Origin of the sequence: Pseudogulbenkiania subflava DSM 22618, assembly GCF_900177275.1 — a bacterium.
GTDB classification, from domain to species: Bacteria; Pseudomonadota; Gammaproteobacteria; order Burkholderiales; family Chromobacteriaceae; genus Pseudogulbenkiania; species Pseudogulbenkiania subflava.
Map to the genome: position 1 here is coordinate 61182 of NZ_FXAG01000009.1, position 21978 is coordinate 83159.

The 21978-nt window shown below is 62.9% G+C and carries 18 protein-coding genes and 1 riboswitch; of the genes, 6 read left to right on the forward strand and 12 right to left on the reverse strand.

The features are described 5' to 3' along the window. Positions 1–120: 120 nt before the first annotated feature. Positions 121–4077 (forward strand): phosphoribosylformylglycinamidine synthase, encoded by a 3957-nt coding sequence (gene purL, locus B9N72_RS09935; protein ID WP_085276245.1) that lies wholly within the window; start codon positions 121–123, stop codon positions 4075–4077. Between the two features lie 176 nt (positions 4078–4253). Here the strand turns inward: purL and B9N72_RS09940 are convergent, their stop codons facing one another. Further along, complete coding sequence (locus tag B9N72_RS09940; RefSeq protein ID WP_085276246.1) at positions 4254–5165, reverse strand: LysR family transcriptional regulator ArgP; 912 nt, start codon at positions 5163–5165, stop codon at positions 4254–4256. Positions 5166–5336: 171 nt separating this feature from the next. Between B9N72_RS09940 and B9N72_RS09945 the strand changes: the two genes are divergently transcribed. Then, complete coding sequence (locus B9N72_RS09945) at positions 5337–7715, forward strand: EAL domain-containing protein (protein WP_085276247.1); 2379 nt, start codon at positions 5337–5339, stop codon at positions 7713–7715. 70 nt (positions 7716–7785) lie between these two features. After that, positions 7786–8412: a LysE/ArgO family amino acid transporter gene (locus tag B9N72_RS09950; protein ID WP_085276248.1), complete on the forward strand. Its 627-nt coding sequence runs from the start codon at positions 7786–7788 to the stop codon at positions 8410–8412. A gap of 158 nt (positions 8413–8570) precedes the next feature. Here B9N72_RS09950 and prmB read toward each other — a convergent pair whose 3' ends face one another. The 5 genes from prmB to B9N72_RS09975 all read right to left on the reverse strand — a co-directional run bounded on the left by prmB (position 8571) and on the right by B9N72_RS09975 (position 13705). Next, the gene (gene prmB / locus B9N72_RS09955) at positions 8571–9473 is read right to left on the reverse strand and encodes a 50S ribosomal protein L3 N(5)-glutamine methyltransferase (protein ID WP_085276249.1); all 903 of its coding nucleotides are present in this window, start codon (positions 9471–9473) and stop codon (positions 8571–8573) included. A gap of 217 nt (positions 9474–9690) precedes the next feature. Continuing rightward, positions 9691–11067, reverse strand: coding sequence for a phosphomannomutase/phosphoglucomutase (locus B9N72_RS09960; protein WP_085276250.1), 1377 nt, complete (start codon positions 11065–11067; stop codon positions 9691–9693). 70 nt (positions 11068–11137) lie between these two features. Beyond that, complete coding sequence (gene trpD, locus B9N72_RS09965) at positions 11138–12166, reverse strand: anthranilate phosphoribosyltransferase (protein ID WP_085276251.1); 1029 nt, start codon at positions 12164–12166, stop codon at positions 11138–11140. Further along, complete coding sequence (locus B9N72_RS09970) at positions 12166–12735, reverse strand: aminodeoxychorismate/anthranilate synthase component II (RefSeq protein WP_085276337.1); 570 nt, start codon at positions 12733–12735, stop codon at positions 12166–12168. Before B9N72_RS09970 ends, trpD begins: the two co-directional genes overlap by 1 nt. 391 nt (positions 12736–13126) lie before the next feature. Then, positions 13127–13705 (reverse strand): hypothetical protein, encoded by a 579-nt coding sequence (locus B9N72_RS09975; protein WP_234985939.1) that lies wholly within the window; start codon positions 13703–13705, stop codon positions 13127–13129. Positions 13706–14171: 466 nt separating this feature from the next. Between B9N72_RS09975 and B9N72_RS09980 the strand changes: the two genes are divergently transcribed. After that, positions 14172–14687 carry a lipocalin-like domain-containing protein gene (locus B9N72_RS09980; RefSeq protein ID WP_085276253.1) on the forward strand — a complete coding sequence of 172 codons (516 nt, stop codon included), beginning with the start codon at positions 14172–14174 and terminating at the stop codon, positions 14685–14687. A gap of 118 nt (positions 14688–14805) precedes the next feature. On the opposite strand, the gene B9N72_RS09985 is transcribed toward B9N72_RS09980, so the two are convergent. Together B9N72_RS09985 and B9N72_RS09990 are read right to left on the reverse strand one after the other, a co-directional pair. After that, positions 14806–15150 carry a cupin domain-containing protein gene (locus B9N72_RS09985; RefSeq protein WP_008954152.1) on the reverse strand — a complete coding sequence of 115 codons (345 nt, stop codon included), beginning with the start codon at positions 15148–15150 and terminating at the stop codon, positions 14806–14808. Between the two features lie 281 nt (positions 15151–15431). Then, positions 15432–15818 carry a hypothetical protein gene (locus B9N72_RS09990; RefSeq protein WP_085276254.1) on the reverse strand — a complete coding sequence of 129 codons (387 nt, stop codon included), beginning with the start codon at positions 15816–15818 and terminating at the stop codon, positions 15432–15434. A gap of 474 nt (positions 15819–16292) precedes the next feature. Next, positions 16293–16492: riboswitch (yybP-ykoY riboswitch) on the forward strand. Between the two features lie 6 nt (positions 16493–16498). Between B9N72_RS09990 and B9N72_RS09995 the strand changes: the two genes are divergently transcribed. Continuing rightward, positions 16499–17503 (forward strand): sodium:calcium antiporter, encoded by a 1005-nt coding sequence (locus tag B9N72_RS09995; RefSeq protein WP_085276255.1) that lies wholly within the window; start codon positions 16499–16501, stop codon positions 17501–17503. Positions 17504–17558: 55 nt separating this feature from the next. On the opposite strand, the gene B9N72_RS10000 is transcribed toward B9N72_RS09995, so the two are convergent. Beyond that, on the reverse strand, positions 17559–17831 hold the full coding sequence (locus B9N72_RS10000) for a metal/formaldehyde-sensitive transcriptional repressor (protein ID WP_085276256.1): 273 nt from the start codon (positions 17829–17831) through the stop codon (positions 17559–17561). A gap of 102 nt (positions 17832–17933) precedes the next feature. Here B9N72_RS10000 and B9N72_RS10005 point away from each other — a divergent pair, with 102 nt between their 5' ends. Then, complete coding sequence (locus B9N72_RS10005; protein WP_085276257.1) at positions 17934–19046, forward strand: nickel/cobalt efflux protein RcnA; 1113 nt, start codon at positions 17934–17936, stop codon at positions 19044–19046. Between the two features lie 81 nt (positions 19047–19127). Here the strand turns inward: B9N72_RS10005 and B9N72_RS10010 are convergent, their stop codons facing one another. From B9N72_RS10010 to B9N72_RS10020, 3 genes are all read right to left on the reverse strand, one after another. Then, positions 19128–20741, reverse strand: a complete 1614-nt coding sequence (locus B9N72_RS10010) for a DUF3300 domain-containing protein (RefSeq protein WP_085276258.1) — start codon at positions 20739–20741, stop codon at positions 19128–19130. A gap of 86 nt (positions 20742–20827) precedes the next feature. After that, positions 20828–21319 (reverse strand): SRPBCC family protein, encoded by a 492-nt coding sequence (locus tag B9N72_RS10015; protein ID WP_085276259.1) that lies wholly within the window; start codon positions 21317–21319, stop codon positions 20828–20830. A 29-nt stretch (positions 21320–21348) separates the two neighbouring features. Then, positions 21349–21975 carry a LolA family protein gene (locus tag B9N72_RS10020; protein ID WP_085276260.1) on the reverse strand — a complete coding sequence of 209 codons (627 nt, stop codon included), beginning with the start codon at positions 21973–21975 and terminating at the stop codon, positions 21349–21351. Between the last annotated feature and the right edge of the window lie 3 nt (positions 21976–21978).

Consider the following 21978-nt stretch of genomic DNA (forward strand, 5'->3'; position numbering starts at 1 on the left):
CGTGTGTTCATTGCAGGTAGATTTGGGACTTTTTGCCCGCCATGACGGCTGCCGGCCTTAAGTTCCAAGGGTTTTTGCTGTATTATTACGCGCTTTCCTGATAATTGTCGCGGGTGTTGAATGTCGCACATTCTCAAGCTGCGGGGCGGTGTTGCCCTGTCCCAGTTCCGTTTGGACAAACTCCTGACCGCTGCGCGCGAGGCTGGTTTGCCTTCGCTCACGCTCAATGCCGAGTTTTGGCATTTTGTGGAAAGCGATCGGGCGCTCTCCGAAGAAGAGCAATCGGTTCTGGCCAAGCTGCTGACCTATGGCGAGCCGCCGCTCGCTGCCGCTCCCTCGGGCGAATTGTTCCTTGTCACCCCGCGCTTGGGAACGCTGTCGCCGTGGGCCTCGAAGGCTACCGATATTGCCCAGCATTGCGGGCTGGAAGGCATCCAGCGCATCGAGCGCGGCACGGCCTTCCATGTGCAGACCGCCGCTGCGCTGTCCGATGAGCAGCGCCGCGTATTGATCGGTCTCTTGCATGACCGCATGACCGAAACCGTGTTGTCCTCGCTCGACGAGGCCGGCCGCCTGTTTACCCATATCGATCCGCAGCCGCTGACTACGGTGGACATTCTCGGAGGTGGCCGGGATGCCCTGGTGGCGGCTAACGGCGACCTCGGCCTGGCGCTGTCGCCGGACGAGATCGACTATCTGGTCGAGAATTTCACCCGCATGGGCCGCAACCCGACCGACGTCGAGTTGATGATGTTCGCCCAGGCGAACTCCGAGCACTGCCGTCACAAGATATTCAACGCGCAGTTCATCGTCGACGGCGAAGAAAAGCAGAAGTCGCTGTTCCGTATGATCCGCGACACCCACGAGGCGCACCCGCAGGGCACGCTGGTGGCGTACAACGACAACGCCTCGGTGATCGAAGGCGCCGAGATTGAGCGCCTCTATCCGAATCCGGAGGGCCACCAGTACGCCTTCCGTTCGGAACAGACTCACATCCTGATGAAGGTGGAAACGCACAACCACCCGACCGCCATCTCGCCGTTCCCCGGCGCCTCGACCGGCAACGGCGGTGAAATCCGCGATGAAGGTGCCACCGGCCGTGGTTCGCGTCCGAAGGCGGGCCTGACTGGTTTCACCGTATCCAACCTGAACATCCCTGGTTTCAAGCAGCCGTGGGAGACGTTCAGCGAGGGGCAGGCCGAGTATGGCCGTCCGGGTCGTATCGCCTCGGCACTGCAGATCATGCTGGACGGCCCGATTGGCGGCGCCGCCTTCAACAACGAATTCGGCCGCCCGAATCTGACCGGCTACTTCCGTACCTTCGAAGAGATGTTCGAAGGCGAGATGCGCGGCTATCACAAGCCGATCATGATTGCCGGCGGCCTCGGTAACATCCAGCATCAGCAGATCCGCAAGAACATCATTCCGGAAGGCGCTCTGCTGATCCAGCTGGGTGGCCCGAGCCTGCTGATCGGTCTGGGTGGCGGTGCGGCTTCCTCGATGGATACCGGCGCCAATAGCGAAAACCTGGATTTCGATTCGGTACAGCGTGGCAACCCGGAAATCGAGCGTCGCTGCCAGGAAGTCATCGACCGCTGCTGGCAGCGCGGTGACAAGAACCCGATCGTGTCGATTCACGACGTCGGCGCCGGTGGTTTGTCCAACGCTTTCCCTGAGCTGGTGAACGATGCCGGCCGTGGTGCCATCTTCGAGCTGCGCAAGGTGCACCTCGAAGAGAAGGGCATGACGCCGATGCAGATCTGGTCGAACGAGTCGCAAGAGCGCTACGTGCTGGCCATCCTGCCGCAGGATCTCGACACCTTCACCGCCATCTGCGAACGCGAGCGCTGTCCGTTCGCAGTGCTGGGCGTGGCGACCGATGATGGTCACCTGCAGGTGCGCGACGACATCTTCGATAACAAGCCGGTCGACATGCCGCTGAACGTGCTGCTGGGCAAGCCGCCGCGCATGACCCGCGATGTGAAGAGCGTGGACGTGACTCCACGCCTGTTCAACGCTTCGGCGTTCGATCTGCGCGAATCCGCCTATCGTGTGCTGAGCCTGCCGTCGGTGGCCGACAAGTCGTTCCTGATCACCATCGGCGACCGTACCGTGGGCGGCATGACCGCGCGCGATCAGATGGTGGGCCGCTGGCAGGTGCCGGTGGCGGACGTGGCCGTCACTACCATGGGGTTCAACACCTATCGCGGTGAGGCCATGGCGATGGGCGAGCGCACGCCGCTGGCGCTGTTCTCGGCTCCGGCCTCCGGCCGCATGGCGGTGGGCGAGGCGCTGACCAACCTGGCTTCGGCCAACGTCGGCGACCTCGGCAACGTCAAGTTGTCCGCCAACTGGATGGCCGCTGCCGGCCACCCGGGCGAGGATGCCAAGCTGTACCAGACCGTGGAAGCGTTGTCCGACCTATGTCAGCAGATCGGTGTGAGCGTGCCGGTGGGCAAGGATTCGCTGTCGATGAAGACGGTGTGGGAAGAGCAGGGCGAGAAGAAGGCAGTGACCGCCCCGCTGTCGCTGATCGTTTCGGCGTTCTCCCCGGTGGACGACGTGCGCAAGACCGTGACGCCGGAACTGAAGAACGACGCTGCTACCGACCTGATCCTGATCGACCTGGGCCATGGCCGTTGCCGTCTGGGCGGCTCGGCGCTGGCGCAGGTGTGGAAGGCGATGGATGGCAAGGCGCCGGACGTGGAGAGCCCGGCCGAGCTGCAGGGCTTCTTCAACACCATGCAGTCGCTGCTGGCCGACCAACTGGTCTTGGCCTACCACGATCGTGCCGACGGCGGCCTGTTCGCCACGCTGGCCGAGATGATGTTCGCTGGTCGCGTCGGCGTGACCGTCGACCTGCAGGAATTGGTGATCGAGCGCAAGAATACCCAGGCCTATCTGGACGATTTCGTGCCGCCGACGCCGGAAGCGGCCGCTCATGGCCGCGTGATGCGTGTGTTGTTCAACGAGGAACTGGGCGCCGTGATCCAGGTGGCCAAGGCCAACACCGCCGAGGTGATCTCCCGCTTCGTCAAGGCGGGCCTGGAACGCGCACTGTTTGTGCTGGGTTCGGTGAACGGCGATGAGCGCCTGGTGATCCAGCAGCAGAATGAGACCTTGCTCGATGAGAGCCGCCTCGACCTGCAGCGCGCCTGGTCGGAAACCAGCTACCGCCTGCAGCGCCTGCGTGACAACCCGGCCTGCGCCGATAGCGAGTACGCCCAGCTCGATAACACCGCTTCGGGCGGCCTGTTCGCCAAGCTGTCGTTCGACGTCAACGCCGACCCGGCTGCGCCGTTCATCGCCACCGGTGCGCGTCCGCGCATCGCCATCCTGCGCGAGCAGGGCGTCAACGGCCAGATCGAAATGGCGGCGGCGTTCACCCGTGCCGGCTTCGATGCGGTCGACGTGCACATGAGCGATGTCATCGGCGGCCGTGTGTCGCTGGCCGACTTCAAGGGCCTGGCCGCCTGCGGCGGCTTCAGCTACGGCGACGTGCTGGGTGCCGGCGAGGGCTGGGCCAAGAGCATCCTGTTCAACGGCCGTGCTCGTGACGAGTTCGAAGGTTTCTTCCAACGCGGCGACACCTTCGCGCTGGGCGTGTGCAACGGCTGCCAGATGATGTCGAACCTGTCCGGCATCATTCCGGGCGCGCAGCATTGGCCGAAGTTCCACCGCAACGCTTCCGAGCAGTTCGAGGCGCGCTTCGCCATGGTCGAGGTGCCGGCTTCACCGTCGATCTTCCTGGCCGACATGGCGGGCAGCCAGCTGCCGGTGGTGGTGAGCCACGGCGAAGGCCGCGCGGTGTTCGTGCCGGGCCATCAGGAGCAGGTGATCACGGCGCTGCGCTACGTCGACTTCGCCGGCCAGCCGACCGAGACCTATCCGCTGAACCCGAACGGTTCGCCGGCGGGTATCACTGGTGTGACGACCGCCGACGGCCGCTTCACCATCATGATGCCGCACCCGGAGCGCGTGTTCCGTACCGTACTGAACTCGTGGCATCCTGCCGACTGGGGCGAGAACGGCGCCTGGTTCCGCATGTTCGCTTCGGCACGCAAGTGGGTGGGTTGAGCCTTTCCTCGCTGGCAATAAAGAACGGACGCTTCGGCGTCCGTTTTTTTATGCGCGGATTGGGCAGGGGGTAGGGCGGAACCGGCAGGGCCGGGTTCCGCCGCTTCCGGCTTGCAGTGGCCTGGCTTAATGGCTGGGCTTGTGGCGGAACGCCCCGGCTTGCCCAGGCTTCCGCCCTACGTGGGGAGGTTGTCCGGGCGCTGGCGCAGAACGCGCCGGCCCTGTTCGATGATGGTGGCGGTCAGTTGCCGCGCCAGTGCGACTTCCATTTGCCAGTGGTGCCAGTAGAGCGGCACGTCGAGGTGCCTGCCGGGTGCCAGATCGATCAGCCGTCCGTCGTCCAGTGCCGCCTCTGCCATGCCTTCCGGAATCAGGCCGTAGGCGATGCCGGCCAGCGTGTAATCGAGAAAGCCTTGCACCGAAGGAAGGGTGAGCGCCGGGAAGTCGAGGGTAAACGCCAGTTGCTGCTGCAGGAATGCCTGGTGCAGGCTGTCCTTGCGGTCGAACAGCAGCGCCGGCGCCGCACTCAACGCGGCGTGGCTGACACCGTCGGCAAAATAGCGCTCGACGAAGTGCGGCGCCGCCAGGCAGAGGTAGCGCATCGACCCCAGATAATGGCTTTCTCCGCCCTGAATGGTCTGGCTGCGGCTGCTGACGCAGCCGCTGACGTGGCCGCCGCGCAGCAGCTCGTGGGTGTGCTCCTGATCGTCGACGCGGATGTCGAGCAGAAGACGCGTCGCTTCCAGTGCCGGTCGTGCCGCGTCGAGAAACCAGGTGGCGAGGCTGTCGGCGTTCACCGCCACCGCCAGCGTCGAGAAGCCGGCATGGCCGTCGCCTGCCTGCAACGTTTCCATCAGCTCGGCTTCCATCAGCGTGAGCTGGCGGAAGTGCTGGATCAGGTGGCGTCCGTGCGGCGTGGCATCGACTGGCGTGGTGCGTGTCACCACCGGCTGGCCCAGGCGCTCTTCCAGTTGCTTGATGCGTTGGGACACGGCCGACTGGGTCAGGAACAGCGCCTTGGCGGCTTTATCGAAGCCGCCGTTTTCGACGACGGCAGCGAGGGCCTGCAGCAGCTTGGGGTCGAGCATGTGTCGTGTGTCCGGTGGCCTGGCGGGTGCCGGGCAAAGTTATGTTAATGGTAGGGTCTTGGCAAATCTGCTAGGCTCTAGCCCACACGGCAAAGACCGTGGCGAACTCATGAAAAAAGCATAATAAGATATACGACCTGCTTCGGCCAAGGTTGGGAGACAGGGGAGACTATGCAGACAAGCCATGGCGACGAGCCATTGCATTCACTCAGCCGATTGCTTGGCTTTCGAGAGGAAGACGGCGAGACCTTACGACGTCATCAAGACAAGCTGTTGCTGGGCCGCGAGGTACTGGGTAAGGAGTTTTACTGGTACCTGCTGAAGAATCCGGAAACGTCGGCCTTGTTGCCTGCCATGAGCGGTGAGGGGCTGGACCGTCTGATCAGCCAGCAGATGGATTACTTCGAGGGCGTGGTGTCGCAGCCGCTGAGCGCAGTGCAGGCGGAGAAGGTGATCGCGCTGGGCCAGATGCACCACCGTATCGGCGTCAGCATGGTATGGGTGGCGGGGGCGTACGAGCGTTATCTGTCGCACATGCTGAGCCGACTCAACGACGCGCACTACCCAGACGAGGTGCGGCGGCCACTGACCCGGGCTATCCGCAAGCGCATCCTGCTCGACATGCTGCTGCAGCTGCAGGGTTTTCAGCAGTCGATTTCGGCCGAAACCCAACTGCAGCACCGCCACATGCTCGACATGTCTCGCATGTACGCCACCTTGAGCGGGGTGAGCCTGGCCTTGATCCACTCGCGTAGCCGCGACGAACTGTTTCACGCCATTTGCTCCACCTGCGTGGAAAAAGGCGGGGCGACCTACGCCGGCATCAGCTGGATCGATACCGCCACCAACCACCTCGAATACAAGGTCTTCGCCGGACCGGAATCCACCGATTTCATCCATCAGTTGTCACGGGCGTTATCGCTCGACCCGTCCAACCCCTACAGTAGGGGTCCGACCGGTCAGGCGGTGCTCACCATGACGCCACAAGTGGTCAACTGCTGCGAGGCCGAGCCGATGATGGCTCCCTGGCGCGCCTTGTTCGAGCGTGAAGGCATCAAAAGCCTGCTGGCGGTGCCGCTGTTCATGGAAGGCAAGGTGGTCGGGACGCTGACGCTGCATTCGCGGCTGGCGGATTTTTTCGATCTCGACAAGGTGGCGCTGGTACAGACCATGGCGAGCGAGATCGGCCACGCGCTGGAGCGCCTGGATGCGCTCGATCGCAGCTCGCGCGCCGAGGCGCAGATTCGTTATCTGTCGGACCACGACCCTCTGACAGGCCTGCCCAACCGCCAGAACATGCAGGCGTTGATACAGGGGCGCATCGAGCAGGGGGAGGGTGCTGAACCGGTGGTGGTGATTGCCTTGGCCATCGACAGCTTCCACCAGATCAACGCCCGTCTGGGGCATGAAGGCGGCGACCTGGTGCTGTGCGAGGCGGCCCGGCGCATCGAGCAGTGCCTGGGCGATACCGGGCGCGTCGGCCGTGTCGGTGCCGCGCGTTTTGTCATCACCAGCGGCTTCAACGACCGGCTGGAGAGCCTGCTGGATCGTCTGCTGCAGGTGATGCGAGAGCCGGCAGAGTGCCTTGGCCAGTGGGTCGACGTGCGTTCCAGCTGCGGGGTGGTGGTGAGTCATGCCGACAGCGATGCGGCGACGCTGCTGCGGCGTGCCGAGGTTGCGCTGGCCCGCGCCAAGGAGTCCGGGGGCAACCAGTACCGCCACTACGACCAGCGCATGGACGAGGAAATCCAGCGCATCCACAGCCTTCGCGCCGCGTTTGCCGAGGCCCTGGCGAACAATGCACTGGAGCTGTTTTATCAGCCCAAGATCGATCTGCGCAGCGAGGTATTGCAAGGGGTGGAGGCGCTGGTGCGCTGGAAGCGGCAGGATCAGTTCGTGTCGCCCGGCGAGTTCTTTCCGGCGATCGAGCACACCGACCTCATGCGCGAGCTGGATTGGTGGGTGCTGCGTCAGAGCCTGAAGCAGATTACCGCCTGGAAGGCGCGTGGCCACGTCATCAAGGTCAGCGTCAACCTGTCCGCGATGACGTTGAAGCAGGAGGGCTTCCTGCCCGGCATTGAGCTGCTGCTGGCGAGCTTCCCCGACGCTGCCGGCCTGCTCGAACTGGAAGTGCTGGAGAGCGTGTCGCAAAAAGAAGCGGAGCAGGTGGTGCACAAGCTGGAGCGCTGCCGCCGGCTCGGCATCTCGATAGCGCTGGATGACTTCGGCACTGGAGCGTCCTCGTTGGTGCACCTGCAGCAGTTGCCGTTCGACACCATCAAGATGGATCAGAGCTTTGTGCGGGTGCTGCTGGAGGCGCCGGGCAACGAGGCGATCATCCACAGCATGGTGGCCTTCGCCCGCTACACGGGACGTCAGCTGGTGGTGGAGGGGGTGGAGAGCAAGGCCATCTGGCTGCGGCTGCTGGAACTGGGGTGTACCGTGGGTCAGGGCTACGCGATTTCCCGGCCGGTACCGGCGGAGGTGCTGATCGAATGGGCCTTGCGACAGCAGGCTGGTGCGAATATTAATATTTCTTATACATCATAATATTTAGTAGTTTTATTTATTTTTGGCGCGGGGCTAAGCTGTCGGCAACATTCGAATTCCGGAGCTTGCCATGTTCAACACACAGGTTGCCCTCGCTGCCTTCTCCTTGTCACTCAGCCAGATCGTCGGCATCGGCCCGCAGAACGCCTTTGTCATCCGGCAGGGCATCGGCCACAGCCATGTCTTGCCGATCATCTTGATCTGCATCGTCTGCGACTTGTTGCTGATCGCTGCCGGGGTGTTCGGCATGGGTAGCATGGTGCTGTCGATTCCCGGGTTTCTGCCTCTGGTGACCTGGACCGGAGCGGTGTTTATCCTATGGCTCGGCATCAAGGCGTTCCACTCGGCCTGCAAGCCGGCTACCTTGAGAACGGAAGGCGGCAGCGTGCGCGATCGCGGCGAGGTGATCCGTACACTGCTGGCGGTTACGCTGCTCAACCCCTACGTCTGGCTCGACACCGTGATCCTGATCGGCAGCTTGTCGGCGGCGTACGGCACGGAAGCCAGGCTGTCGTTCCTGGCGGGCAGTTCCACGGCGTCGGTGCTGTGGTTCGTGGCCATCGGCGTGTTCAGCATGAAGTTGGCGCCACTGTTCCGGCAGGAACGCAGCTGGCGTGTGCTGGACGTGATGGTCGGGATCTTGATGGTGATGACGGCAGCCTCGCTGATCCAGCAGCACGGTCTGCAGTATCTGTAATGCGAACTGGGACGGCGTGGCGGCTTTGTGGTGCGTTACACGCAGAGGGATTTTGTCTGCCGAGTCGGTGTCATGAGCTCGCCGGGAGCGCTGTGATCCCGTCATGAAAAAACGCTTCGGCCAACCTGTGGAGGTTGGCCGAAGCGTTTTTAGGTGGGTCAGATCGGGTTGTTGACCAGATCGTCGTGGGTCAGTAGGAACACGAAGCCGTCGCCGCCGCTGGTTTCCATCCACATGAACGGCAGCTGCGGGAAGGCCGCCTCCAGCACGTCGCGGTTGTGGCCGATTTCGACCAGCAGCACGCCGTGCTCGCTGAGGAACTCCGGTGCGCGGCGCAGGATTTCGCGCGTGGCGTCCAGGCCGTCGCGGCCCGAGCCCAGCGCCAGTTCCGGTTCGTGCAGGTATTCCGGCGGCAGTTCGTCGACCGATTCCTCGTCCACGTAGGGCGGGTTGGAGATGATCAGGTCGTACTTTTCTTCCAGCCCCTGGAACAGATCGGTGTGGATCAGCTGGATACGGTCTTCCAGGTCATAGCGCTGCACGTTGATCGAGGCCACTTCCAGCGCATCGAGAGAGATGTCGACGGCGTCAATCTCGGCGTCGGGGTAGTGGTGCGCCAGCTGGATCGCCAAACAGCCCGACCCGGTGCAGAGGTCGAGCGCGCGGTGGACCAGCTCCGGGTGTTCGATCCACGGCGCCAGTTGCTCGCCCAGCAGTTCGAAGATGAAGGAGCGCGGTACGATCACGCGCTCGTCGACGTAGAAGCTGAATTCGCCCTGCCAAGCCTCGTGGGTGAGGTAGGCGGCCGGGATGCGTTCTTCGGCGCGGCGCTCGATGATGTCGATCACGTCCTGGATTTCGGTCGGCAGCAATTTGGCGTCAAGGAACGGCTCGAGTTGATCCAGTGGCAGCTTGAGCGTGGAGAGCACCAGGTAGGCGGCTTCGTCGTAAGCATTGTCGGTGCCGTGGCCGTAGCTCAGGCCGGCATCGTTGAAGCGGGAAACAGCGAAACGCAGCAGGTCACGCACCGTGGTCATGACGGTAGCAGCTTGGGCGTACATGCGGGTCCTTTCAAAGGCGAGGGACAGGCAGTGCCTGTCCCTGGAATTGTAATGTCCGATATGGTGGCTCAAAGCTTGTAAAAGAAATCGTCCCACAGGGATTCCCTGCGGTCATCGCCGCGCCCTAAGGCCGGTGCGAGAAGCACAGCCGTACAAGTGGCACGGCGAGCATCACAGGGCCGGGATGGGGGCACGCAGCAGATTTATTTACAAGCTTTCAGAACGGCAGCGGGGCCGACGTGGCCTTGCTCAATACCTGGCGGAAATCGTTCTTGATACGCTCCAGCGCCGCTTCATCATCGGCTTCGAAGCGCAATACGATCACCGGGGTGGTATTGGAGGCGCGCATCAGGCCGAAGCCGTCGGCGTATTCCACGCGCAGGCCGTCGATGGTGATGACCGATTCGGCGTTGTCGAAGCGCGCAGTCTGCTGCAGCTTTTCGATCAGCGCGTGGTTCTCGCCTTCGTGCTCCATCTTGAGGTTGAGTTCCGGCGTGGAGACGGCGTTGGGCAGGGCGTTCAGCAGCGCGTTCGGGTCTTCGACGCGCGACAGCACTTCCAGCAGGCGGGCGCCGGCATACATGCCGTCATCGAAGCCGTACCAGCGTTCCTTGAAGAACACGTGACCGCTCATCTCGCCGGCCAGCAGGGCGCCGGTTTCCTTGATCTTGGCCTTGATGAAGCTGTGGCCTGTGCGCGCCATGACCGGCTCGCCGCCGTTGTCACGAATCCACGGCCCGAGCAGGCGGGTGGACTTGACGTCGTAGATCACCTTGGCGCCCGGGTTGCGCTCTAGCACGTCGGCTGCGAACAGCATCAGCTGGCGATCAGGCCAGATGATGTTGCCTTCCTTGGTGACCACGCCGAGGCGGTCGCCGTCGCCGTCGAAGGCGAGGCCGATTTCGGCGTCGGTCTTGGCCAGCGCTTCGATCACGTCCTGCAGGTTTTCCGGCTTGGCCGGATCCGGGTGATGGTTGGGGAAGGTGCCGTCGACGTCACAGAACAGCTGGCGCACGCGGCAGCCGAGGCGGCGGTACAGTACCGGCGCGAAGGCACCCGGCACGCCGTTGCCGCAATCGACCACGATGCTCAGCGGGCGTTCCAGCTTGATGTCGCCGGTGATGCGCTCGAGGTAGGCCTCGACGATGTCGTGCGTGCGGTACTGGCCGTTGCCTTCGCTGAAATCCTCGTCGACGATACGCTGATACAGGGCCTGGATATCCGGCCCGGACAGGGTGTCGCCGGCCAGCATCATCTTGAAGCCGTTGTAATCCGGCGGGTTATGGCTGCCAGTGACCATGACGCCGGACAGCGTGCCCAGCTCGTAGGCGGCGAAGTACAGCATCGGCGTGGCGACGCGGCCGACATCGATAACGTCGATACCGGAACTGACGATGCCTTCAGCCAGCGACTCGCACAGATCGGGGCCGGACAGGCGGCCGTCACGGCCGACCACGATAGCCTTGACCTTGCGTGCACGTGCCTCGGAGCCGATGGCGCGGCCGATCTGGTAGGCCGTTTGGGTGGTCAGGGTCTTGCCGACGATACCGCGGATATCGTAAGCCTTGAAAATGTCTTTGGACGGTGCGCTCATGAGCTTTTTTTGTTCCCGGGAAGACAGAAGAGGGTGAGGTGGCCGCCGGGCTAGCCGGCCGCCAAGTGTTTCAGGCTGCGAAGGACTGGCTGAGTGTCACCAGTTGGTCGAGCTTGGCGCGCGCGGCGCCGCTGTCGATCTTTTCGCGTGCGAAAGCGATGCCATCGGCCAGAGTGCCAGTCACGTCGGCGGTGTAGATGGCGGCGCCGGCGTTCAACAGCACGATGTCGCGTGCCGGGCCGGGCTGGCCATCCAGCACGGCTAGCAGCATGTCTTTGGAAGCTTGCGCCGATTCGGCGCGCAGGGATTTGAGTTCGCTCAATTCCAGACCGAAATCGCGCGGGTTGAGCTGGTATTCGCTGATGTCGCCATCTTTCAGTTCCGCCACCATGGTGGTGCCGGACAGGGTAATTTCATCCAGCCCGTCGCTGCCGTGTACGATCATCACGTGGCGGCTGCCGAGTTGCTTGAGTACGCGCGCCTGGATGCCGACCAGGTCGGGATGGAACACGCCCATCAGCTGGTTGTCAGCACCCGCCGGATTGGTCAGCGGACCCAGGATGTTGAAGATGGTGCGTACTCCCAGTTCCTTGCGCACCGGCGCCACGTACTTCATCGCGCTGTGGTGGTTGGGAGCGAACATGAAGCCGACGCCAATCTCGTCGATGCAGCGGCCTACTTGCTCCGCCGTCAGCGCCAGATTCACTCCCAGCGCTTCCAGCACGTCGGCGCTGCCGGAGCTCGACGACACCGAGCGGCCGCCGTGCTTGGCCACGCGCGCGCCGGCGGCGGCGGCGACAAAAGCCGAGGTGGTGGAGATGTTGAAGGTGTGCGATTTGTCACCGCCGGTGCCGCAGGTGTCGACCAGATGCTCGCGATGCATCACCGGGACGTGGGTGGCGAATTCGCGCATCACGGTGGCGGCGGCGGCGATTTCCAGCACGCTTTCCACCTTGACGCGCAGGCCGACCAGAATGGCAGCCAGCTGCGCCGGCGAGACTTCGCCGCGCATGATCTGGCGCATCAGATCGAGCATTTCGTCGTAGAACAGTTCATTGCCGTCGATCAGACGGTTCAGCGCGGCCTGCGGGGTAATCATCAGGCAAACTCCTTGAGGAAGTTGTCGAGCATCTGGTGGCCGTGCTGGGTCAGGATGGATTCCGGATGGAACTGCACGCCCTCGATCGGCAGTGTCTTGTGGCGTACGCCCATGATCTCGCCGTCGTCGGTCCAGGCCGTGATTTCCAGGCAATCCGGCAGCGTTTCGCGCTCGATCACCAGCGAATGATAGCGGGTGCAGGTTACAGGAGAGGGAAGGCCGCGGAACACGCCTTTGTCCAGGTGAGTGACCGGGGATACCTTGCCGTGCATCAGTTGCTTGGCGTGGATGATGTTGCCGCCGAAGGCCTGGCCGATGCTTTGGTGTCCGAGGCAAACGCCAAGGATGGGCAGCTTGCCGGCAAAGTGCTTGATGGCGGGGACGGATACGCCGGCTTCGTTCGGCGTGCAGGGGCCAGGGGAAACCACCAGATATTTCGGCGCCAGTTCTTCAATTTGCTGCAGCGTGATCTCGTCATTGCGGAACACCCGCACATCCTGTTTCAGCTCACCAAAGTACTGCACCAGGTTGTAGGTGAAGCTGTCATAGTTGTCGATCATCAGTAACATGATGGTACTCAAAGCCTTATTCTGCGCGGCTTCAAGTGCCGCAAACATCGAATCTTGTCCAGTATTTTACCCTGTGCTGCAGCGATATTGAGCGGAATGCTGCGGAACAGCACACAGGATAACATGCCGAATATCATGATGCTTGTTTTAGCCGGCTCGTCATCTGCTCGTCGGTTTCGCTCTCCGTCAGCGTGATGCCGCGCCGATCTTGATCGGGATAGGGCACTCGTTCTTATCGATCTTGGGCCGTTTTTTTGTCTTCTTCAGGCCGTGCTTGCTCCCGAGCTTTTTCTGCGACAGCCGTTGCCGCGAGCTGCCTGCCCGTTTAACGGCGCCAACAGAAAACGCCCTCGTACGAGGGCGTTGGCTGGGGTGGGTGAAACCGGCTGGTTTAGTTGGTGTACGACTTGAGGTCTGACATGACGTCCATGACCGTGTCGATGGCGAGAGCCGAGGCCAATGAGTAGCCTTTGCCAATCACGAAATCGCCATCCTCGAATTTGTAGGCGCTGAATCGGTTCGAGGGGAAAATGTTTGAGCCACGTTTGCGCAAACCGACCGAGACGTGCGCCAAGGCTCTTTGAGAATTCACGTACGTATCTGACATGACAACGATTTCGTATTTGGCGTTGTACTTTTTGCAGTACTCATCTGACACGGCGGAGCCGATTTTGGCCTTTATGAGATCGTTAACCTGGTCCGGGCCATAGTGGTGCCAGGTGAACGTACAGCCGAAAGATGGAGCGCTGAGCCCCAAAAGGGTAACGCACATTGCCGTGAGTTTTTTGTAATTCATAAGTAATCTCAATCGGTTAAAGGCTGGCCTTGGAGATGACAGGCGCTCATCCGATACCCCTTGTGTCGGCGGCGCCTGAGCCGATAGCGATGGATCAGCCGCCCAGTTGACATGGCCGCCGGGGAGCACTGGTTTGCCGCCGCAAGGCAGCAAGGCTGACAACTCGTACATCATATCACCGGCAAAATTACTATGCCTATCGGGCCAATGGTGTGCGTGAGGACGGGCGGCAGGTAATGAACACGCTAGCCAGTATCCGTGTCAGCGGCACCATTACATCGGGATGGCGATCGAGGCCGGAACCGATGCCTTCCGTAGGCCCGCTGCGCGGCGCAGTGCCGTGCGTCGCCTGTAACCAGTGCAGGAAAACGTCCCTGCTCAACCGTGTCGGCCGGGCCGGTTGCTACACTCCACTGCGCACGCCCTTTGCCCCCTCACTGCATTGCCGGACCCCACCCGCGGGCATCCCCCTCTGACCGCCTGTCCCTGTCGTCGCCGAGGTGTTTTGGCTATGGTTAACGTAGCCATCGCTATCAGACCACCAGGGCAGGTTCACCGCCACGTGCCGCTGGGAATGGCCCCCGAACCAAGAAAAAGCGCCATCTGGAGAGGGCCTATGGGGCCTTTGAGGAGAAGTATCATGTACCGATTCGGCATGCGCCTGCGGGCCGCCAGGGCGTTGTTCCTTCTTGGCATGGCATTACCCGGGAGCACGGCAATCGCGCAACCTGCCCTGAAGGACCAGCTCGTCGGAACCTGGTCGTATGTCTCTGTCGACCTTATCCGCCCCGACGGGACGCGAATACCCCTTTTCGGTCCTAATCCACAAGGCCAGGCGAACTTTGATGGCAATGGTCGCTATATCTTGATGACTGTGCGGGCTGGACAGGCCAAATTCGCCTCCAGCAATCGGATGGAGGGCACTCCGGAGGAGGACAAGGCCGTTGTGCAAGGGTCGATCGCTCACTTCGGCAGATACACCGTCGACGAGGCGAACAGGACCATCACGTTCCACATTGAAACCAGTACGTTTCCCAACTGGAACGGAACTGAGCAGAAACGACCGTTCACGGTGACTGGGGATGAACTTACGTGGCGAACCCTTGCGTCGACAGGCGATGGCATTGCCGAGGTTGTGTTGAAGCGAGCGAGGTAGGAGGGCGGCAACCACAGGGTGGTCGGAGCCAGCCATGTGGTTGCAGAGCATGCCCCTCCCTGGCAGGGGGAAGCCGTTGGGCTTTGCCTGGCTCGGCCCAACGTAACGTCCTGAAGACTCAGGCGAAGACAAAGTACTTGCGTACGGTTTCCACCACTTCCCAGGTGCCCTTCATGCCGGGTTCGATCACGAACACATCGCCGGCCTTCAGATGCACCGGCTGCTCGCCTTCCGGCGTGATGATGCAGTAACCGTCGAGGAAGTGGCAGTACTCCCATTTTTCGTAGTTCACCTCGAACTTGCCCGGGGTGCAGATCCAGGTGCCCATGATCTTGCTGCCGTCCTTGGACAGGTAGGCGTTGAGGTTCACGGTGTGCGGGTCGCCGCCGATGCGCTTCCACTTGGTGGCGTCAACGACCGGGGTCGGGCAGGTTTCGCGCAGAACGGTGATGAAATCGGACATGTCGGCTCCAAACAATCAGATGAAAGGTCCGTCATCATAGGTTCAATGTCATGCCGGCAACTGCCTGTTTTCGACATGGAATTGCCTGTAAACGCGACGTCCGCAAGACCGTGACCTGCGACTGCCTGACATGGTCGGCACGTCGCGCTCGTCGATCTTGCGAGTGCTGGCGAGCGCCGAGGAGTCCTCGTTATCCAAAGGACGACCAAGAGGGAACTGTGGCCATGAAAACGCCGGCTCCAGGCCGGTGTCGGGAAGGGGTGTCGAGTCGTAATCAAGACTCAGGGCATGCCGGCGATGGCAGGGAAGCCATCGGGGTGGGGCCATTCCGCCTCGATGGGGCGGAGGGGGTGTCTGCCGGACGCCTCGCTGGTGATCGCATCCCAGGGGTCGGGTGGCTGCATGGCGCGGACGCTGCTGGCGCAGCGGATGGCAGCGGCGCTGTAGAATTCTTCGGCCAACGTGTCGCACTGTCGGGCCGCCATTTCCTGGGCCGCCTTGAAGCCGGCCAGCCGGACGGTGTCGTGGGTGCGCTCCAGCTCCTCGATTCGGCTGATCAGGGCCAACAGCATGGCGGGGTTGGTCGGGACGGGAGTGCCGTTGTCAGCGGATGTCGTCGCCGCCTCTTTGATCTCGGCCAGCGAGTGGCCGGCGTAGCGTGTGCTCATGCAGTCGTCCTTTCCTTGAAACAATGCCGGTGCCGGAGTCGCCGTTGGCCGGAAGCCAACACTCCGGCCAGCGATCCGCACGGTGAAGATCATCGATCGATATGACGTTCATGGTGGCGGACGAGCGCGCGGTAATCCGTCCTAAAACCGACATCGTGATGCCTCCAGGCGGCACGGTGTGGTCTCGGTCACCGGCTAAGCGGTTGTTGGCTGCTGCTGTCTGGCCGCTAGCGCTTCCCGCAGGGCGACAGCGACTGCGCGAGTCAGCTCGTCGCGATGAGGCAGGTGCTAGGTCGTTTATATCGGCATTGCCGGGCGGCGGCCGTCGCCTTGGCCGAGGCATCGGCCGCCGATGTTGGTCGTCACGGATTCCCAGCGCCAGGCAGTGCATTCTTTTTTGTCGGGGTAATGACGCCGAATGCGGAAAGCGTGGGGGCTCATGGAGACAGGTGGCGTGAGGGCTGTTAGAATGGCGATGTTGTCATTGGGGAGTAGCCATCCTTAGCCCTTTGCTAAGGAGTTCACGTCAACAAACTTGAGGCCATGGCCTCATGGCGTGAACAGCCTCTGCACCAGCAGAGAGAGCCAGGCGAGACCTTTGGCCGCGATGCGCTCACCCAGGCCGGGCGAGGCGTATCGTTGCGCCATCGGTTTCTTGCTCGCCCGGCCGGATTACGCTCATGCTTCTCGCTTTCACCCTGTTTTTTCTTTCTGCCGGGGCCATTTACTGGTCCTGTGAATTCTTCGTCAATGGCGTGGAATGGCTTGGTCGTCGTCTGAATCTGGGGGCGACGGCCGTCGGGTCGGTGCTGGCCGCCTTCGGTACCGCCCTCCCGGAAAGCGCCGTGACCTTCACCGCCGTGGTATTCGGCAACACCCCCGCCCAGAAAGACCTCGGCGTGGGGGCCGCGATGGGTGGCCCGCTGGTTCTGGCAACCTTGGCCTACGCCGTGGTCGGCTTTGCCTTGATGCTGAACCGTCGACGTCTGGCGCGTGAAACGCACGAGGTCCGCGTGGATCATGTCCGCCTGAGTCGGGACCAGGCCGCCTTCCTCGCCGTGTTTGCGGTCAAGGTGACGCTGGGCCTGGTGGCCTTTGCCATCAAGCCGTGGCTGGGGGTGCTGTTCCTGATGGCGTATGGCGTCTACGTTTGGCGGGAAATCCGCGACAGCGATACCGCGCCGGAGGAAGAGGAGCTGGAGCCGCTGAAAATCCGCCCCAACATGGCCGAACCCTCGCTGGCGTGGGCGGGTTTGCAGGTCGCGCTGGCGCTGGTGGCGATCGGCGTGGCGTCGCATGTCTTTGTCGGCCAGCTTGAGGCGATCGGCACTGGCTTGCACTGGTCGCCGCACCTGGTGGCGCTGCTGTTGAGCCCGGTGGCGACCGAGCTGCCTGAAACGATGAATGCCCTGATCTGGGTGCGGCAGGGCAAGGAACGGCTGGCGCTGGCGAACATCTCCGGTGCCATGATGATCCAGGCCACCATCCCCAGCGCGCTGGGCATCTTCTTCACGCCTTGGCAGTTCGATGGCACGCTGCTGGCGTCCGGCGTCATCACGGCCCTGGCGATTCTCTTCCTATGGCGCATCTTCCGCCGCGGCGCGGTCGATGGCCGGGTGCTGCTCGGCGTGAGCTCGCTGTATGGTGTCTTTGCCTTGCTGGTTGCCGCCTATTTCCCACACTGAGTGAGCGTGCGGCCAGGATGTCCTGGCCGGCTGGGCCCGCTGCGCCGCGGCGGGTCTATTTCAGGTACGACTTGATGACCTGGAGCACGGCATCCAGGTCGCGCTGCCGTTGCGCCTGCTCGGGCTCCTTGACGACATGATCGGTCAGATGGCCTTCGATCACGGCGGCCATCAGCCCGTTCACCGCGCCGCGGATGGCGGCGATCTGCTGGAGCACGGCGGTGCAATCCGTTTCACTGTCCAGCAGTCTTTCCAATCCGGCCGTCTGCCCCTGTATCCGCCTGACTCGGGCCAGCAGTTTGGCCTTGTCTCTCACGGTGTGTGCCATGTCCGCTTTACCCCATGTCTGAAAAATGGATGGAAGGGTAACATGCATATACTGGGGGGTAGTATAATGCGGCGATCTGATCTCACGTAGCGAAAGTGCGCCATGCCCGAGTTTTCGACCCTGTTGCAGCAAGGCAATGCCTGGTTATTCGTCCCGAGTGCCATCCTGCTGGGGGCGCTGCACGGCCTGGAGCCGGGGCATTCCAAGACCATGATGGCGGCGTTCATCGTTGCCATTCGGGGCACCCTGACGCAGGCGGTGTTGCTGGGCCTGTCGGCGACGGTGTCGCACACGGCGGTGGTGTGGGCGGTGGCGATGGCCGGCTTGTATTTCGGCCGCAACTGGAGTGCGGAGGCGACGGAACCCTATTTTCAGGTGGCCTCCGCGGTACTCATCATCGGCGTGGCGGCGTGGATGATCTGGCGCACCTGGCGCCATCAGCAGCTGGCGCACGATCATGACCATCATCATCACCATCACCATGACGAGGCCAAGCTGATCGATACCGGCCACGGCGTCGTCCGGCTGGAAGTGTTCGAACAGGGCGTGCCGCCGCGTTTTCGTCTGCACCACGCGAGCAAACACGGCCACCGCTGGCCGGCGGATCAGGTGCGGATCGAGACGGAGCGGGCCGACGGCAGCCGCCAGGGTTTCACCTTCGTGCAGCGCGATGATTTTGTGGAATCGGTGGAGACCATTCCGGAGCCGCACGAGTTCGTTGCCAGGCTGAGCCTGGGGCACGATCAGCACCGCCACGACTACGACGTGGAGTTTGTCGAGCCGGACCATCATCACTCGATCAAGGATTACGAGGGGCTGGATTTGTCCGCGCCGGGGTACCAGGACCCGCACGAACTGGCCCACGCCAACGACATCCGCCGCCGCTTTGCCAACCGGGAGGTGACCACCAGCCAGATCATCCTGTTCGGCCTGACCGGCGGGTTGATTCCGTGCCCGGCGTCGATCACGGTGCTGTTGTTGTGTCTGCAGCTGAAAAAAATCGCCCTCGGTGCCACGCTGGTGCTGTGCTTCAGCGTCGGTCTGGCGCTGACGATGGTGGCATCGGGCGCGCTGGCTGCGCTGAGCGTGAAGCACGTCTCGCGCAGTTGGAGCGGATTTGGCGAGTTCGCCCGCAAGGCGCCGTATTTTTCCGGTGCACTGATCGTGCTGGTCGGTTTGTATGTCGGCTACCAGGGACTGAGCGTCTTGCTCTGACGCCCGTCGGGGGGGCGTTTCAGGCCAGACCTCCCGCACAGCTCGGATGCGCCATGCCATGGCGCATCCGAGCTGTTGTTCTTAATGATCCTGCCCGCCGCCTGGGTTGCCTTGGTTGATGATCTGGCGGGGTGGAACCTGGCCGCCGCGGCGCGGTTCCTCGGAGCGAGGAGCGAACGAGGGGCGGGCGGAAGGGGCGGGATTGGGGCGCTCGAACTGGCGCCGCTCGATTTGTGGGGCCTCTCTGCGCCGTTCTGGGACGCCGACGTCCGGCTGACGGGGCCGGGGTGGTTCCGGCCGGATAATGGTGGGCATCTCCGTTGAACGTGGCACGCGCGGCGTCTCGGCTCCGGGTTGGCGCCGCTCGAAGCGACGGTTGTCGCCTCCCTGACGCTCGGCATTGCCGCGATCCGGCTGATTTGGCCGAGCCTGCTCGGGGCGGATGATGGTAGGCATTTCCTGCGGACGCGGTGCGCGTGGGGTGTTGATGTCCTGTTGGCGCCGTTCGAAGCGACGGTTATCACCTCCTCGACGCTCGGCGTTGCCAATATCAGGCTGTTGCGGCCGGCCCTGTTCGGGGCGGATCATGAAAGGTTGCTCCTGCGGGCGCGGGGTACGCGGGATGTCGATCTTGCGCTCACCCTGGTTACCCAGGCGGCCGGGCGGGGAAAAACCCTTGCCACGCTGCTCCTGGCCGCCACGTGACCAATCAGGTCGCTGGTCGTGGCGACGCTCGATTTCGGGACGGCGGGCGGGGTTGATGATCGAAGGCAACGGCTTATTCTCCAAACCCGGCTGGGTAAGCAGTGGTGGCAGGCGCTTGGCCGGTGTCGTCCGCTCGATGTCACGCGGGATGAATCCATGATAGGGGACGTTACCGCGGTGCTCCGGATCATGTTCCCAGCGGAACGGCCCTTTGCGGCCGATCCACTCGCGCTGCACGATGCGCGGCTGGACGTAAAAGTTGTTGATGTTGACGATGGTGACGTGGTGATGCGGCCAGTCGAAGTTGCCGAAGAAGAAACCCACGCTCAGCGTGAAGCCAACACCCCAATAGATGCCCACGCTCGGGCCGACGTAGTAGCCCGGCCAGGTCCAGTAGTAGGGCGGGTAGTCCGGCCACCACCACGGGCCGTATACCACCAGCGGGTCGTAGTAGGGCACGTAGACGACCAGCGGGTCGACCGGTTCGAGCACGATAACCGGCTCGCGGCTGGCGACGCGGACATAGCGGTTGGAGCGCAGATAGCCTTGGTCCCAGGCCTTGTCACGCAGGCGCTGTACCGTGTCCATGACCTGGTCCTCCTGGGCCAGGAAGGCGTCGCCGAGTTCTTGGGTCCATTCCAGGTGATCATCCATCATCTGCAGCACCTGGGGAAAGGCGACCAGCGATACCACGCTGGGGTCCCAGTCTTGCCGGTTGGCCGCTCGCACGGCCTCGTCGCCCTTCAGCTTGGGATGGTTGCGCGACCAACGGGCCGCCTCGACCACTTCGAGCGGGTAGGTCGACGCCATCAGCACTTGTGACAGCAGCGAGTCGGGGTAGAGGGCGATCGGCGCAAGCATCTGGTCGAGCTCTGCTTGGGTATACTCGGCGTCCTGGGCGACGGCGGTCGGGGCGGTCGCCAGGCCCATGGCAGCAGCAAAAACCAGGACCAGGCACTGGGTCATAAAACGTCGGATGCGTTGGGGCATGGCGGGCCTCCAGGGCATGCAAGGTGAGTCGGGCTTCGGCCGGGCTCGGGTGCGGGCAATGTCGTGGCCGCCCGCTCAAGCCATCGTTACCCTGCCGGGTGTCGATGGGTCATGGCTATCAGCCGGGTATCGAGCAGACGGGCCAAGCCCTGTCCGCCGGCATTCATCACGGCGTCGTGATTCCACTGGAAGAGCGGCTGGGCGACCGGGGCCAGCAGATTCATCCAGCGTTTGGTGGTGCGCACCTGCCAGTCGTAGCAGACCACGGTGATCACACCTTCTTTTCTGAAACTCCAGCGGCCATGTCCTTCGAGTTCGCCGCTCGCCGTGCCTTCCAGGCAAACCAGCGGTTCGATGCGGGTGACGCGCATGTCGAAGGTCAAGCGGTATGGCAGCACGCTCTTCCAGGTATAGCGCTGTACCGCACCGAGGCCATCGTCGTCGCCGGCTTCCAGGTCCAGCACCTGTTCCACGCCACGCCACCAGCTGGGCCAGCGGCGCGAGTGGTAGATGGCGTCCCATACCGCCTCCACGGGAGCCTCCAGGTACCATAGGGTGGAGAAGCGGTATTCCGCCATGGCTGTTCGCTTTTCCTGTGTTTGACGGTTCAGGGTTGGAAAAAATCCGCGGAGAGCGGCACGTCGATTTCCACGTCGTCCATCAGCACGGTTTCCTGCACCTCGCCGTCAAGACCGAAACTGACCACCTTGACCGGAAACAGCGTGTCTTGCGTCAGCCAGAGCTGGAAACGATGCACCCCGGCCACCGTGTTGCCGGGGGCGCCGGTGATGCTCCATCCCTGAACGGGCCAGCGGCCGATGGCGCCCTTGCCGAGTGACGTCGTTTCGCCGCCGCCCTGCAGGGCGTGCACCGCTTGCAACAGCATTCCGACATGGGAGCGGTCGATACGGTGCCCATGCGGGCCACGGATCAACGGGTTATTGGGCGCCAGCGCCAGCGCGAAGCCAGGTTGGCCGAAGGGCCAGACCCGGACCTTGTTGCTGTGCGGGTTGTAGATCATCAGTGCCCCGGGATGCGGCGTGACGAACTCCATGCGTACGAAACCTGGTTTGCGGTAGGCGTAACGGACGACTTGCGGCTGGGTGTGCGGTGCGCTCGAGCGGACGGTGACCCGGTAGCTGTCGAGTTGTTCGAACTGCTGCTGCGCGGCGGCGATCGGGTCCGCCAGGCCGACCGGGGCGATTAGGGCGGTGGCAAGCAAGGGCCAGAGCATGGC

Excerpts from the sequence above, each read along its gene's own strand:
- purL (WP_085276245.1), top strand. The coding sequence starts at position 121 with ATGTCGCACATTCTCAAGCTGCGGGGCGGTGTTGCCCTGTCCCAGTTC.
- B9N72_RS09940 (WP_085276246.1), bottom strand. The coding sequence starts at position 5,165 with ATGCTCGACCCCAAGCTGCTGCAGGCCCTCGCTGCCGTCGTCGAAAAC.
- B9N72_RS09945 (WP_085276247.1), top strand. The coding sequence starts at position 5,337 with ATGCAGACAAGCCATGGCGACGAGCCATTGCATTCACTCAGCCGATTG.
- B9N72_RS09950 (WP_085276248.1), top strand. The coding sequence starts at position 7,786 with ATGTTCAACACACAGGTTGCCCTCGCTGCCTTCTCCTTGTCACTCAGC.
- prmB (WP_085276249.1), bottom strand. The coding sequence starts at position 9,473 with ATGTACGCCCAAGCTGCTACCGTCATGACCACGGTGCGTGACCTGCTG.
- B9N72_RS09960 (WP_085276250.1), bottom strand. The coding sequence starts at position 11,067 with ATGAGCGCACCGTCCAAAGACATTTTCAAGGCTTACGATATCCGCGGT.
- trpD (WP_085276251.1), bottom strand. The coding sequence starts at position 12,166 with ATGATTACCCCGCAGGCCGCGCTGAACCGTCTGATCGACGGCAATGAA.
- B9N72_RS09970 (WP_085276337.1), bottom strand. The coding sequence starts at position 12,735 with ATGTTACTGATGATCGACAACTATGACAGCTTCACCTACAACCTGGTG.
- B9N72_RS09975 (WP_234985939.1), bottom strand. The coding sequence starts at position 13,705 with ATGATGTACGAGTTGTCAGCCTTGCTGCCTTGCGGCGGCAAACCAGTG.
- B9N72_RS09980 (WP_085276253.1), top strand. The coding sequence starts at position 14,172 with ATGTACCGATTCGGCATGCGCCTGCGGGCCGCCAGGGCGTTGTTCCTT.
- B9N72_RS09985 (WP_008954152.1), bottom strand. The coding sequence starts at position 15,150 with ATGTCCGATTTCATCACCGTTCTGCGCGAAACCTGCCCGACCCCGGTC.
- B9N72_RS09990 (WP_085276254.1), bottom strand. The coding sequence starts at position 15,818 with ATGAGCACACGCTACGCCGGCCACTCGCTGGCCGAGATCAAAGAGGCG.
- B9N72_RS09995 (WP_085276255.1), top strand. The coding sequence starts at position 16,499 with ATGCTTCTCGCTTTCACCCTGTTTTTTCTTTCTGCCGGGGCCATTTAC.
- B9N72_RS10000 (WP_085276256.1), bottom strand. The coding sequence starts at position 17,831 with ATGGCACACACCGTGAGAGACAAGGCCAAACTGCTGGCCCGAGTCAGG.
- B9N72_RS10005 (WP_085276257.1), top strand. The coding sequence starts at position 17,934 with ATGCCCGAGTTTTCGACCCTGTTGCAGCAAGGCAATGCCTGGTTATTC.
- B9N72_RS10010 (WP_085276258.1), bottom strand. The coding sequence starts at position 20,741 with ATGCCCCAACGCATCCGACGTTTTATGACCCAGTGCCTGGTCCTGGTT.
- B9N72_RS10015 (WP_085276259.1), bottom strand. The coding sequence starts at position 21,319 with ATGGCGGAATACCGCTTCTCCACCCTATGGTACCTGGAGGCTCCCGTG.
- B9N72_RS10020 (WP_085276260.1), bottom strand. The coding sequence starts at position 21,975 with ATGCTCTGGCCCTTGCTTGCCACCGCCCTAATCGCCCCGGTCGGCCTG.